The 13,283-nt window shown below is 67.3% G+C and carries 15 protein-coding genes; 10 read left to right on the forward strand and 5 right to left on the reverse strand.

Annotated elements, in window-relative coordinates:
* The 3 genes from AB0I77_RS47115 to AB0I77_RS47125 all read right to left on the reverse strand — a co-directional run.
* A partial coding sequence (locus tag AB0I77_RS47115; RefSeq protein ID WP_363289121.1) for an AMP-binding protein occupies positions 1–488 on the reverse strand: 488 nt, incomplete at its 3' end.
* Between the two features lie 26 nt (positions 489–514).
* Positions 515–847, reverse strand: coding sequence for an alpha/beta fold hydrolase (locus tag AB0I77_RS47120; protein WP_363289122.1), 333 nt, complete (start codon positions 845–847; stop codon positions 515–517).
* A 376-nt stretch (positions 848–1,223) separates the two neighbouring features.
* Entirely contained in the window at positions 1,224–2,363 is a 1,140-nt protein-coding gene (locus AB0I77_RS47125) for an ABC transporter substrate-binding protein (protein ID WP_363289123.1), read from the reverse strand.
* 94 nt (positions 2,364–2,457) lie between these two features.
* Here AB0I77_RS47125 and AB0I77_RS47130 point away from each other — a divergent pair, with 94 nt between their 5' ends.
* Positions 2,458–2,916 carry a MarR family transcriptional regulator gene (locus AB0I77_RS47130; protein ID WP_363289124.1) on the forward strand — a complete coding sequence of 153 codons (459 nt, stop codon included), beginning with the start codon at positions 2,458–2,460 and terminating at the stop codon, positions 2,914–2,916.
* A gap of 52 nt (positions 2,917–2,968) precedes the next feature.
* Entirely contained in the window at positions 2,969–3,415 is a 447-nt protein-coding gene (locus tag AB0I77_RS47135) for a hypothetical protein (protein ID WP_363289125.1), read from the forward strand.
* Positions 3,416–3,530: 115 nt separating this feature from the next.
* Here AB0I77_RS47135 and AB0I77_RS47140 read toward each other — a convergent pair whose 3' ends face one another.
* Positions 3,531–4,091: a helix-turn-helix domain-containing protein gene (locus tag AB0I77_RS47140; RefSeq protein ID WP_363289126.1), complete on the reverse strand. Its 561-nt coding sequence runs from the start codon at positions 4,089–4,091 to the stop codon at positions 3,531–3,533.
* Between the two features lie 301 nt (positions 4,092–4,392).
* Between AB0I77_RS47140 and AB0I77_RS47145 the strand changes: the two genes are divergently transcribed.
* The 5 genes from AB0I77_RS47145 (at position 4,393) to AB0I77_RS47165 (ending at position 8,304) form a co-directional block, all read left to right on the forward strand.
* Entirely contained in the window at positions 4,393–4,854 is a 462-nt protein-coding gene (locus AB0I77_RS47145) for an isochorismatase family protein (RefSeq protein WP_363289178.1), read from the forward strand.
* A gap of 201 nt (positions 4,855–5,055) precedes the next feature.
* On the forward strand, positions 5,056–5,331 hold the full coding sequence (locus AB0I77_RS47150) for a hypothetical protein (protein WP_363289127.1): 276 nt from the start codon (positions 5,056–5,058) through the stop codon (positions 5,329–5,331).
* 8 nt (positions 5,332–5,339) lie between these two features.
* Complete coding sequence (locus AB0I77_RS47155; protein ID WP_363289128.1) at positions 5,340–5,513, forward strand: hypothetical protein; 174 nt, start codon at positions 5,340–5,342, stop codon at positions 5,511–5,513.
* A gap of 255 nt (positions 5,514–5,768) precedes the next feature.
* Positions 5,769–6,689: an enoyl-CoA hydratase/isomerase family protein gene (locus AB0I77_RS47160; RefSeq protein ID WP_363289129.1), complete on the forward strand. Its 921-nt coding sequence runs from the start codon at positions 5,769–5,771 to the stop codon at positions 6,687–6,689.
* 34 nt (positions 6,690–6,723) lie between these two features.
* The gene (locus AB0I77_RS47165; RefSeq protein ID WP_363289130.1) at positions 6,724–8,304 is read left to right on the forward strand and encodes an MFS transporter; all 1,581 of its coding nucleotides are present in this window, start codon (positions 6,724–6,726) and stop codon (positions 8,302–8,304) included.
* Between the two features lie 325 nt (positions 8,305–8,629).
* On the opposite strand, the gene AB0I77_RS47170 is transcribed toward AB0I77_RS47165, so the two are convergent.
* Positions 8,630–9,544 carry a LysR family transcriptional regulator gene (locus tag AB0I77_RS47170; RefSeq protein WP_363289131.1) on the reverse strand — a complete coding sequence of 305 codons (915 nt, stop codon included), beginning with the start codon at positions 9,542–9,544 and terminating at the stop codon, positions 8,630–8,632.
* A gap of 155 nt (positions 9,545–9,699) precedes the next feature.
* Between AB0I77_RS47170 and mmsB the strand changes: the two genes are divergently transcribed.
* The 3 genes from mmsB to AB0I77_RS47185 all read left to right on the forward strand — a co-directional run bounded on the left by mmsB (position 9,700) and on the right by AB0I77_RS47185 (position 13,214).
* Positions 9,700–10,605, forward strand: a complete 906-nt coding sequence (gene mmsB / locus AB0I77_RS47175; RefSeq protein WP_363289132.1) for a 3-hydroxyisobutyrate dehydrogenase — start codon at positions 9,700–9,702, stop codon at positions 10,603–10,605.
* A gap of 64 nt (positions 10,606–10,669) precedes the next feature.
* Positions 10,670–12,148 carry a CoA-acylating methylmalonate-semialdehyde dehydrogenase gene (gene mmsA, locus AB0I77_RS47180; protein WP_363289133.1) on the forward strand — a complete coding sequence of 493 codons (1,479 nt, stop codon included), beginning with the start codon at positions 10,670–10,672 and terminating at the stop codon, positions 12,146–12,148.
* 70 nt (positions 12,149–12,218) lie between these two features.
* Complete coding sequence (locus AB0I77_RS47185; RefSeq protein ID WP_363289135.1) at positions 12,219–13,214, forward strand: zinc-binding dehydrogenase; 996 nt, start codon at positions 12,219–12,221, stop codon at positions 13,212–13,214.
* Positions 13,215–13,283: the final 69 nt, after the last annotated feature.

A 13,283-nucleotide genomic window follows, 5' to 3' on the forward strand; every position in this document is an offset into this window, starting at 1 on the left:
TCGAAGAGCTGGACCCCGGCTCCCGCGATGTCGTACACGTTTCGGTGTCTGAGTTCTGCACCCTTGGGCTGCCCGGTGGTCCCGGACGTGTAGAGAATGACCGCGGTGTCGTCGTCGGCACGCTCGACCGTCTCTGGCCGCCCGGCGACAGCGGCACCATAGAGCTGGTCCGGGGTGACCCCGTCCACAGCTGCGCCGCTGCCGATGAGGAAGAAGTGCGCGGCCCGATCGGCGACCTGAAAGGCCGACCATGCCTCACGCCCGATCGGGAGCTCTGGACTGCCTTCGAAGGCGAAGTACACCGTCGCGTCGGAGTCGTTGAGGTGGTAGGCGATCTCACGCGCCTTGAGGAGCACGTTCAACGGCACGACCACCGCGCCGGCCTTGAGGATCCCGAAGTAGATCGTCGTGAAGTGCGGGATGTTCGGGCAGGACAGGGCGACCTTCTCGCCAGGGCGAACACCGCGCTCGATCAATAGGTTCGCCACCCGGTTCGACGCCGCGGCCGTGCAGGTCAGTAGGCCGCGACTCCGCCGCCGAGCGAGAACCCGAGGAGGTCGACCCTCTCGAGTCCCATCGCACGGATGAAGGCGACGGCGTCGCGGCCCATGTCCGCGACGTCGGGGGGCACGGATCCTCCGGACGCGCCGACCCCGCGGTCGTCGAACGCGATCACCCGTCGGCGGGCGGCGATGCCGTCGATGACCCTCGGGTCCCAGTCGTCAAGGACAGCCATCAGGTGGTGCAGGAACACCACCGGAACATCGCCGGTCGGACCGAGCTCGCGGTAGGCGAACGGCACCCCGCCCACGTCGATCGAGCGGGTGGGAACGTCGACCCACTTCATGCTTTTTGTCGTCTTCATCTGACCTCACCGGATACGGCGCGAAGACCCGCGGCTCCACGCTGTTATATTACGGTCATTCTCCTTACGGTTGTAATGTACATACGCCGGAACGGGGGCGGCGGCAAGGGCTCTGCACCCACTGAGTAGGGGGGGTTGTCACCGAAGGCTCCGGTCCCACCAACCGTCACAAAGACGTCTCGACCTTGCGCTCTGCTGCACGTGCCGGGCGACTGCACCAAGGCCCTCTCGTGCGGAACCGCGGCGCCGCGTCCGCACGCCGAGCACCTCCCAACGGCCGGACCCGCCGCCTGCCGACCCTCGAGGGCCCGCGCACCAGCAGGGGTCGGTTTGGTGCGCGGGCGTCGATGGCCGGGTTTCAGAATCCGCCGGGGGTGCGGCCGAGGGTGTTCTGGGCGTCGGCGGGGTCGGGGCCTTGTACTGCTCCGACGTACAGCTCGACCTGGGACTTGAACCGGTCGACGGCGGCGCGGTCGCTCATGAACTTCGGAAAGGCGAGGGGGTCGGTGGTGGGGTAGTCGGCGAGGGGCTTCAGCCCCGCGGGCGGGGCGACGTCGGCGCGTACCGACCAGGTGAAGCTCGCGATGACGTTCTTCTGAGTCTGTTGGGAGAGCAGCCAGCTCATGAACAGTTTGGCGGTGACCTGGTGCCGGGACCGTCGGAAGATGGCGGCGCGCTGCGCCCAGGACGGGAATCGGTCGTGGCTGGGCAGCACCTGAACGCTGTTGGGGCCCGTGCCCCCGGCTCCGGCCGGGCTGGCAAGGTAGGTGCCGTCAGTGACGCCGCTGATTGATCCGAGCAGGCCGCGGACGTATGTGGGCCGCTGCGCGGCGAACTTGTCCAGCCAGCCCCAGCCGTACTGATCGATGAACAGCTTGTACTGGAAGAGCACCGCGTCGTCGTCGTTGGGCCAGGTGGAGATGATCTTGTTGGTGAAGACGGGGCTGAGCAGGTCGGTGGCACGGAAGTCGTTCGGGTCGGCCGGCGCCTGATGAATGCCGACGATCGGGGCGAACACCCCGTAGTAGGCGCTTGCCCAGTGGCCATCGGGGTCCTTGGCGTTGTCGAACACGTTGTCCCAGCCGACGGGGCGGTACCGCAGGAGTTCGCCCATGGCCTTCCAGCGGTCGAAGTCGTGTGTGGTCTGCAGGATGGCGACGTCGGCGACCAGGTTGCCGGTGGCTAGTTGATTGTCGATGCGTGCGTCGTGGTACTTGCTCAGGTCGGTGATCGTGTTGACCTGAATGCCGGGGAACTGCGCAAGGAAGGCCTGCGGGATGAAGTCGAAGAATCCGGGGGCGTCGCCGCCCATGTAGACGGTCAGCCGCCCGCCCTCGTCCTTGGCCATGCCATACAGGGCCTGGAGCTGTTCCTGTTCGCCGGCCGCCGGGTCGCCGGAGGGCGCGGCGGAGGCCGCGTTCGCTGTCATGGCCTGAAGACCGGCTGCGGCCGTGCCGAGCGCCGCGGTCCGGAGGAGCGTCCTTCTGCTGAATCCCATCGTGGTTACCTCTCACCAGGCCTACGACTTCAAATTTGAAGTCGACGGCCAAGGTACTACTCTCTACTTAAAATTTGATGAAGGAGGTAGCGACGTGGGTCACACGCGGTGGTTGACCGGCGAGGAGACGCGGGCCTGGATGGCGTTCTTCAGCGCCGCCGCGCTGCTGGACCGGCGCCTTGACCAGCAGCTGAAGGACGACGCCGACCTGACGCACGTGCAGTACGAAATCCTGTCCAGGCTCTCCGGAGCCGCGGGCCACGAGCTGCGCATGACGGAACTCGCCGAGTCGATCTACACCTCCCAGAGCGGTGTGACGTACCAGATCACGCAACTGGAGAAGGCGGGGCTGGTGCGGCGTCGGATCTGTCCGAGCGGCCCTCGTGCCGTGTACGCCGTCCTTACCGACGCCGGTCTGTCCACGCTCGAGCGGGCGGCCCCGGGCCACGTGGCCGCGGTCCGCGAACTGCTCATCGACGTCCTGACGCCCGAGCAGCTCACTGCCCTGGCCGACGGTCTGGGCAGGGCCCGCGACCGCATGCTCGGGCAGTGAGCCGGCACACGGCACAGCATTCGCCGTCGCCGACGAGCTGCACTTCGGCCGGGTGGCGCGCCTGCACACGTCGCAGCCACCGCTGTCGCAGGCAGTCCTGACGCTGGAGCGGGAGTTGGGCGCAACAGTTGCGTCGCAACAGCGGGCATGTGGCCTGACCCAGGCCAGCGACGTGCTGCTGCGGCACTGCCGGCACCTGGTCCAGGACGCGGACCGGGCCCGCGCCGCGGCGCAGCGCGCCCGCGACGGTTTCAGTGGCCCCTTCATCATCGGTGCCGTCGCGTCCGCCTTCACAGATGTGCCGCCGACCGCGCTGCGCGAGAATGGTGCCATACACCCGGAGGTGGACCTGCGGCTGATCGAAGTGGACACCGAAACCGCCAGCCGCGCGGTGCAGGATCGCGCCATCGACATCGCATGGTCCGCCGCGCCACCGACGACGCCGGCTTCCGCGCGGCGCCGCTGCGTCATGATCGGGTTGCCGCGCTGCTGCCGCTGAACCACCCGCACGCGGCCGAGCCGGAAGATCGGCCGCTGAGGCTTGCGGTCTGGCCGACGACGCGTGGGGGGATTCCCGCGACATTTCGCAGCCGCCCCCAAGTGAAACGGGGAGGTCAGGTTGGGCGGGTTTCGGCATCCTGCCTGGCGGCTGCGCTCCTGTCCTCGCGTTCGCGTGCGAAGGCCGCGCTGAGTTCACCCGTCACCTCGTTCATGGTGAACGGCTCGCCGCACCCTTCACACACGGTGCCGCTCAGGCCCACCTCGCGCCCGCAGGTCCTGTGGAGGTGATGGACGGCAATCCCTTCCCCGGGCTCCTTGCACCACGTCTCGCCCCAGGCCCGCAGGGCGAGCAGCACCGAGGCGAAGGCCTCGCCCTTGACGGTCAGGCGGTACTCGTAGCGGCGGGGTTTCGCGCTGTAGGCGCGACGTTCGAGCATGCCGTCGGCCTCCAGCCGCTTGAGGCGGTTGGCCAGCATCTGCGGCGAAGCCAGGGTCTGGACCTGCAGCGAGTCGAAGCGACGGTTGCCCATCGTCAGCTCCCGCATGATCACGAGCGTCCAGCGGTCCCCGATCACCGCACTCGACCGCGCGACGGGGCACTGCGTAGTGCTTGTGATCTCCGACCAGCCGCCCATACCGACGTCCTCCTCGTGAACTCGTTCCCTCTCCATCATCGCAGAGATCCAACGAGATGGTATGGAAAAAAGAGTTAGTAACTATGATTTCTTGAGTTAGGGTGGGAGTGAGCCGAGGGGAGGTCCGTGGCACAAGCCGTGGACTCCTTGACACCTCTGGAGGGACGACTCATGACCGATACGCAGTACGAGCCGGCACGCACGGGGCTGCTCCTGATGGACCCCTACAACGACTTCCTCTCCGAAGGGGGCAAGGTGTGGCCGCTGGTCGAAGAGGTCGCCACCGAGGTCGGCCTGCTCGACAACCTGCGCGCAGTGACGGCAGCCGCGCGCGGCCGGCATCCAGGTCTTCGTCGTCCCGCATCGCCGCTGGCGCGAGGGCAACTACGCGAACTGGAACTACCTCAACCGGGACCAGGCCGCCAGCAAGCAGAACCGGATGTTCGAAGACGGAGCCTGGGGCGGCGACTGGCACCCGGACTTCGTTCCCCAGGCGGACGATGTCGTGGTCCACGAGCACTGGGCGCAGAGCGGGTTCGCCCATACCGATCTCGACTTCCAGCTCAAGAAGCACGGCATCACCCATGTGGTGACCATCGGCATGCCGGCCAACACCTGCATCGAGTCGACCAACCGCTACGCCATGGAGCTGGGCTACCACGTGACTTTGGTGCGCGGAGCGACCGCCGCGTTCACCCGGGAAATGCTGCACGCGGCCCACGAGCTGAACGGCCCGACCTACGCCCACGCCATCCTGAGCGCCGACGAGATCGCCACCGCCTTCAAGGGCGCACACGTCTGACGCTCACCACCCAATCGCCCAACGGGGGCCACATCTTCCGATTGCAGATGCAGAGGTGACTCACTCCTCATGCGGTGCGCTGCGCTGAGAAAGGATCAGATCTTGTCGAACGACCAGGGTGTTGGACAGCGCGGTGATCAGTGAGACAGCGGAGACGGCTACCGTCGATGCGCCGATCGAGCGGTCGACATCGCGGACTGGGTGCTGAACCTGCCCGATGCGGAGTACCAGCGCTGCGCGCCGGGGGAACACATCGCCGCGGGCCGGACGACCACGGATGACGGGCGCCCGATGTCCATCAACGTGGAGAGTATCGGCGCCACCCTCGTCATCCAGCACTACGTGGCCGAGGTGCACGAGCCGCGCCACTGCCACCTGGTGTCGCTGTCCGATGCGCAGACAGCACAGGGCTGGGTCAAAGTCCAGGCCACCTGGGACATGCGGGTGGAGCAAACGATGACGGAACCTGCCGTCTGACCAACACCGTGACCACCCACGCCACCCAGGGGTTCCTGGACGCTCTCACTGAGGCCGGCGTGAGCTTTGACGACGCCGCCGCGCAATATCACCCCGCGATCGTCGCCCACAACCAGCACGAGACTCCGCTCTTCGCGGCCAGCATGGCACGCAAGGCACTGGCCAAGCCGGTCGCGCGCTGATCCGCGCCGTGGTGGCGGCCACTGCTCCGCCGGCACGGCGCTCAGCGCCCATGACGCGGCCGGCCTCACATGGTCGCCGACACAATTTTCATCCTTCGAGGCTGAGTGCATTCCTTCACTCAGGTTCACACGTCTGGTACGAGCACCGTGCGCGGTGCGCCTTTCCCCGGTGACGGGGCTCAGAAGGAGTCGACACTCATGTCTCAGCAAGCCGCTACGCAACCACGCATCAAGATCGAGGAGCACGAGGGCGGGGTGATCATCGCCCGGCTCGCCCCTGATGAGCTGGGACTCTTCGGGCGCGACGACGCTCCGGAGTTCATCGAGCTCGTCCGGCGCGCCGACCGCGATCCGGCCATCCGCGCCGTGGTGTTCACCGGGTCGCACCCCAGCCGCTTCATCAGCCACGCCGAAATCAGCTGGCTGCAGGAGGACGGATCGGCGATTCCTCCCGTGAGTACACGGGTCACGAGCGCGGTGGCGAAGATCGCCCATTGGGCGGCCCGGTACCAGCTCACCCGGTGGGCGGCGGGTAAAACGCCGTTGATGGGGGGGATCCAGCTCGATGACCTGCACTCGGCGTATCTCCGCATGGCGACCAGTTCCACGATCTTTGTAGCGGCCCTCAACGGGTCCGCGCTGGGTATAGGCGCCGAGATCTCGTGGGCCTGCGACCTGCGGCTGATGGCCGAGGGCGACCATTTCATCGGTCATCCGGAGATCCTGATGGGCATCATTCCCGGCTCCGGTGGCACCCAGCGCATGCCCCGGCTCATCGGTTCCCACCGTGGGCTGGTGGCGATCCTGGAAGGCCGGCCGCTCCCCGCCGAGGAAGCACTCGCCGTCGGGGCCATCGACGAGATCGTGCCGGCCCATCAGCTCATCTCCCGGGCCGTCGAGCGGGCCGCTCATCTCGCGGCGCGGCCGACCGAGGCGATCGCGGCCATCAAGCGCGCGGTGAACGTGGGCGGCTCCTTGCCGATGGCCGACGGACTGCACCTCGAACGCTCCGAGTTCCTCGCCTCCCTGCCGCAGCCGAAGGCGCAGGAACTCATGAAGGGCTACCTGCGCGACACCGCGGACAACGGCGAACTGCCGCTATACCAGCCCGGCGGCTATGCCGCCGCCCTCCAGCGCGGAGACGCCGTCACAGGCAGAGGGAAAGTGACGGCATGACACACAACGTGTCCACGAATTCAGCCGGCGCACCGTGCAGTTCGCCTCGGGCGACTCGTACTGCTCGGCCTGGCTGTACATTCCGGACACCGCCTCCGCCGCGCCCGTACCGGTCGTCGTGATGGGGCACGGCCTCGGCGCCACCCGAGAGATGGGGCTGGCGCCCTACGCCGAACGATTCGCCGCCGCCGGGCTGGCGGTGCTGGTATTCACCTACCGCAATCTCGGCGACAGCGGCGGCGGACCGCGCCAGGTGTTGTCCATGACCGGGCAACTGTCCGACTGGGACGCCGCCCTCGAGTACGCGGCCAATCTCCCCGAAGTCGACCGGCAACGGGTCGCCGTGTGGGGCAGTTCGCTGGGCGGAGGCCACGCCATCGCCGTCGCCGCCCGGCATCCAGAACTGCGTGTCGTCGAATGGTTCGACCTGACCATCTATTCGACCTTCGCGGTCTACTTCTCACCGCTCTTCTTCCCCGCGACTGACCCGACCGTTGCTCTGCTGTCGACTTTCGCAGTCTTCGCGGTGGGCTTCTTCGTCCGCCCTCTGGGGGGCTGGCTTCTCGGTGGCTACGCCGACCGCCGTGGCCGAAAGCGAGCTCTCACGCTCACGATCCTGTTGATGACAGGCCCAACGCTGATCATCGGCATCTCGCCGACCTACGCAACCATCGGCGTAGCTGCCCCGATCATCCTCGTCGCCGCGCGCATGATCCAGAGTTTCGCCGCAGGTGGTGAGACGGGGAGTGCGATGGCGTACCTGTCGGAGATCGCACATGAGGGACGCAGGGGCCTGTACACAAGCTTCTTGTACACCACCGTAGTCGTCGCCATCGTGGGCGCGACCCTTCTCGGCTACCTGCTCGCCGAAGCCCTGTCGGCTGAGGCGCTGGGCGAGTGGGGGTGGCGAATCCCGTTCCTGATCGGTGGCGTCGCGGGCCTGATCGGTTTGTGGGTGCGCTCGGCCATGGTCGAGACCGCCGATGTGGAGTCGCCGCCCACCGCCGAGGCATCCGCGCCCCGTCGCGCCGGTCTCGTCGCTCTTCTGGTCGACTACCCGCGTGAAACCTTCAGCATCGTCCTGCTTGTCGCTGGTCCAGCGACCGCGTGGTACACGTTTGTCAGTTATATGCCGACACACCTGATCAAGTCCGTTGGTCTCTCGGCCACAGCGACGTTCGGCGTTCACACGGTCGCTCTGGTGGTGTTCATGGTCTTGCTGCCCCTGTTCGGCCACCTCTCGGACAAGATCGGGCGACGCTCGCTGGGACTGATCTTCTCGATCGGCGGCGCCGCCGTGATCGTTCCGCTCAGCCTCGCGCTGTCTGACTCCTGGGTGCAGACGCTGGTGATTGACGTGTGCCTGCTCATGCTGACGGCGAGCATCTTCTCCGTGCTCACTGTCCTCATGACCGAGCGATTCCCCACCCGCATGCGCGCCATGGGCGTCGGTGCGCCCTACAACCTGACGGTGGCCATCTTCGGCGGCACCGCCCCGTTCCTGCTCACCTGGCTCGCCAGCAACGGACACGCGGACTGGTACTTCGTCTACGTGGCAACGCTGGTACTGCTCACCACCCTGGGACTGATCGGCACGCGCAGGAAGCGGACCTAGCGGGTAGCGCCTCAGGGCTAGACACCGACTCCAGGCAGAATGTGGCTGTCAGCGACGAGCCGGTTCAACTGTGGCTACATAGCGCTGCTGCCGGTCGACGCGAAGTCGACCGGCAGCAGCGGCGTTTACGACGGGCAGGCTCCAACAGAACTGCGGACGCAGGGGCAAACGGCCAGCGTCCGCGGCGTCACAGTCGAGATGGAGCTCCACCCTGATGGTCGAGCACGTGTGTCGAGGCGTATGCAACCGGACCAGGGCCCGGGTGATTCTCTGGCCAGGAGCGGACACCAGAGGCCGGCAGCGGAGAGCGGCGCGAGCGGTGCCCTCAGGACGTGGGCAGCAGTAGGTGCTGCCGGCTTTTCACTTCTTCCACGATCGCTGCCGCAACCTGGGTTGCGGCAGGACGTCTGAGACGCCCTGGAGCCAGGAAGGCGCTGAATTGCGCGATGACGGAAACCTCGTCGAACAACACGCGGCGCAAGGAGGCATCAGGCTCGGCTATGAAGGAGGGAAGCAGGCCGATCCCGGCCCCGTGTCGAGTCGCGTGGAGCTGCGCGTGCGGGCTGGTCGATGCGAACGAGGGGGGATGAGCGAACCCGGTCTGACCCAGCACGTCCAGGTCCGCGACCCGCAGGAGTCCCTCCACGTAGTAGATGAGGGAATGGTCGGCTACGTCCGCGGCCGATGCCGGGGTGCCCCGCTCCTCCAGGTAGCGCTCTGACGCGTAGAGCCCCAGACGATAGTCGGTGAGTGTGAACGCTCCAGGGCGACCGCGCACCGGCTCGCCCACTCCGATCTCGATGTCAGCGCCGACGCTGTAGGGACTCAGCCGGGTCTGGGTGACGATCTCCACCTGCAGCGCGGGGTTGTCGTGATGGAGGCGGGCCAGAACCTCGGCGATGATGTAGGTCCCGAACGCTTCGGTGGTGGCAACGCGGACCAGTCCGGACAACTCCCCGGACGTCGCCCTGCTCACGGCCGACTGGCCGCTGAGCCGACGGACCTCGTCCACGGCCGCCTCCACCTGCTCGCAGGACTTCAACAGCCTCTCGCCCAGCGGGGTCAGCGTGCACCCTTGCGCGCCACGGTCGACCACAGGTGCCTTGAGATCGCGTTCCAGGGCAGCGATACGCCGCGACACCGTGGAGTTGTCCAGGCCGAGCACGGCGCCTGCCTTCAAGAACGATCCGCACCGGGCGATCTCGAGAAGAATGATCAGGTCATCGGTCTTCATCGGCATGGCAGGCCCTCCTCAGACCCCAGCATAGGCGCAATGCTCTGCAAATCTGCAGAGCGGGTGCGCCGCATACAGCCTTCCACGGGGCATGCGCCGCGACCAGACTTGTGAGCGCGCCGGGCCCCGCATCTGGTCGCAACGGAGCAAGGGAGTCGATCATGAAGATTTGCTGGGTCGGGCTGGGCCACATGGGCTTGCCGATGGTTGTGCACCTGCACCGAGCGGGATTCGATGTGTCGGCATTCGACGTCTCGGCCGAGGCGCGTGCCGCTGCGGCAGCCGTGGGGCTGCGCGCCCCTGACACGTTGCTCGAGGCCGCCGAAGGCGCCGAGGTCATCTTCACGATGCTTCCGACTGGCGACCACGTGCGTAAGGTCTTGCTGGAGTCCGGCTTGGACCAAGCCACCGCGGGTGCGATGTGCGTCGACAGCTCGACGATCAGCCCGGCGCAGGCCCGCGAAATCTCCGCCGAGGTGGCCGGCACGGGCCGCAGCTTCGTCGATGCGCCGGTCTCCGGCGGCACGGCCGGCGCCGAGGACGGCACTCTGACCTTCATGGTCGGTGGCACCGCCGAGCAGTTCGCCCACGTGACCCCGCTCCTCGAGGCAATGGGACGCCGACACTTCCATGTCGGCGGCACCGGCTGCGGACAGGCCGCGAAGCTGGTGAACAACATGATGCTGGCCATGAACATGGCCTCGGTCTCAGAGGCCGCGGTGATAGCCGACCGCCTGGGCCTGGATGCCCGGACGTTCTGGGAAATTGCACAGGTCTCCAGCGGCGACAGCTGGGTGTTGCGTAACTTCTACCCGATCCCGGGCGTCGTCCCCACGTCGCCAGCCAGTCACGACTTCGCACCCGGCTTCACCGCCCTGCTCATGCGCAAGGACGTGGGGCTCGCATTGGACGAGACCTCGGCGCACGCCGTCCCAGGTGCCATGACGCACCAGGCCGCACGCCTCCTCGACCAACTGATCCAGGCGGGAGAGGGCCACCTCGACTTCTCCGCCGTTGTCCGAGTGGCTGCCGGGGAGCTCCCGGCTGACACGTCCCTTGCGGGCTGACCTCGCCGCGTCACCTCATGCAGTTTTCGACACCCGCCGCCCCGCCTCAAGGAGTTCACTCATCATGCGCACTGTTCAGCACTGGATCGATGGTGCGTTCGTCAGCACTGGCCATGATCTCGTACCGGTCTTGAACCCAGCGACGGACGAAGCAGTCGCGATGGTCGAGATGGCGAATGCGGACGCGGTTCGGCGTGCGATCGACTCCGCCGAGGCCGCCGCCGCGCACTGGGCCCGCACGCCTCTGTCGAAGCGAGCACAGGTGCTGTTCCGGTTCCGTGAGCTTCTGATCGAGGCGCGTTCCGAGCTGGCGGAGCTGATCACTCTCGAGCACGGCAAGACCCTCGACGACGCCGCGGGTGAAGTGATGCGAGCCCTGGACTCGGTGGATCTCGCCACCGGCGGCCCTGCGCTGACGCAGGGAGCGACGTCACTCCAGACCGGCCCCGACATCGACACCAAGTCGGTTCTCCACCCGGTGGGCATCTGCGTGGGCATCACGCCGTTCAACTTCCCCGTCATGATGGGGCTGATGATGGTGTCCGTGTCCCTGGCCGCCGGAAACACCTTCGTGTGGAAGCCCAGCGAGCAGGACCCAGGCGCTTCCGTCCGCATCGCCGAACTGTTCAAGCAGGCAGGTCTTCCCGACGGTGTCCTCAACGTCGTCCATGGCCGCCAGGAGGCAGCCGAGCAGCTCATCGACGACCCGCGCACCCAGGCCGTGTCGTTCGTCGGTTCGAGCGCCGCGGCGAAGGCGGTCTACGCACGTGCGGCTGCCGCCGGCACACGGGCCCAGGCTTTCGGCGGCGCCAAGAACCACCTCGTGGTCATGCCCGACGCGGACCTGGACGTGGTCGCTGACCAGCTGACCTCTTCCGCGTTCGGTGCCGCCGGTCAGCGTTGCATGGCGATCTCGGTCGCCGTGGTGGTCGGAGAGTCCGCCGAACCCCTGCTGCAGCGACTCGCTCCGCGTGCCGAGGCTGTACAGCTCAACGCCGGCCACGTCCCCGGCACCGAAGTCGGTCCCGTGGTCAGCCGCCGGGCCCAGGAGCGGATTCAGCGGACCATCAAGGAGGCGATCGCGGCCGGTGCCCGCGCGGTCGTGGACCGCAGCACCGAGCAGGTGCCCGGGTTCGAGAACGGCTACTTCGTCGGCCCCACGATCCTCACCGATGTCCCGGTCACTTCGCCGGCGTACAAGCAGGAACTGTTCGGGCCGGTCCTCGTGGTGCTGCGCGTCGACACCCTTGACGAGGCGATCGCCCTCATCCGCAACCACCGGTACGGCAACGGCGGTTCGATCTTCACCAACAACGCCGCCGCGGTCAGCCAGTTCGAGCGGGAAGCGACGGTCGGCATGCTCGGCGTGAATGTCGCCATCCCCGTGCCCGTCGCCGGCTACGCCGTCCAGGGGTGGAAGGACTCCGTATTCGGGGACACCGGCCTGAACAACGCGTCGTGGAGCTTCTACACCCGGCCCAAGTACGTCACCAGCCGGTGGGAGAGCCTCTCGGGCACCGACTTCGGGTTCCGGCCAAACTAACCCGGGTCAGTCCTGAGGCGGTATACACACCCCCTGATACGACCATGCCACGAAAGGTGGAGAAGACCTCGTGAAGGCGATCCTGATCAAGCCGACCGATGGGGAAGCGACTCTTGAGCTCAGCGACATCGAGCCGCCGACCATCGGGCCGCGCGACGTGCGCATCCGCGTACATGCCGCCTCCGTCAACCGGGCCGACCTTCTGACGCGCGCCGGCACCCATGTGTCGGCGAGCCCGGCCGCGGGTCCGCCGATCGCGGGCATCGACGCGGCCGGCGAGGTGACGGAGATCGGCACCAAAGTCACCACCCTCAAGCCGGGTGACCGCGTCATGGCGATGGCCCCCGGGGGACTCGCCGAGCAGGTGTGCGTGTCTGCGGACATGGCTGTCCCGGTCCCGCCGGCGTGGTCCTGGGTCGACGGTTCCGCGGCGGTGCTCGGCCTGATGACCGAGCACAACGCGCTGGTCACGGCCGGGCGGATGACCAAGGGCGACACGGTCCTGATCCACGCGGTCGCCAGTGGCGTGGGCACTCAGGCGGTTCAACTGGCACGTGAACTCGGAGCCGGCCGGATCATCGGAACGACGCGCACCCCGCGCGACGAGCGCGTCGCCGAAACGCTCGCCGGCCTCGGGCTCGACGAGTTGATCACCAGTTCGGAGACCGACTTCGCCGACCGGATTCTCGAGCTGACAGATGGCAAGGGAGCCGACGTCATCCTTGACCACGTCGGTGGCCCGTACCTCACGCGAAACATCAAGGCAGCCGCAGTACGCGGCCGGATCGTCGGGATCGGCCGACTGGGTGGCGCGGAAGGCACCCTGGACATGGAGGAACTCGCCCGTAAGCGCGTCGAGATCATCGGCACCACCTTCCGAACCCGGACACCCGAGGAGAAAGCCCGGGTCGTCGCGGACCTGCGCCAAGGGGTAGACCTTGTCAGTGCCGCCGAACGGCTGCGTCCGATCGTGGACCGGGTCCTGCCGTGGACCGACGCGCTCGAAGCCCAGAACGCACTCGCAACCGGTCAACACCTCGGCAAGATCGTCCTCAAGGTCGGCTGAAGGGCTTCGGCGCCGACGAGTTCCACCCGAACCACCCACAACCGGATCGCGTCCCTGAACTCCCCCGCG

Source organism: Streptomyces sp. NPDC050619, from assembly GCF_040654815.1.
GTDB lineage: Bacteria > Actinomycetota > Actinomycetes > Streptomycetales > Streptomycetaceae > Streptomyces.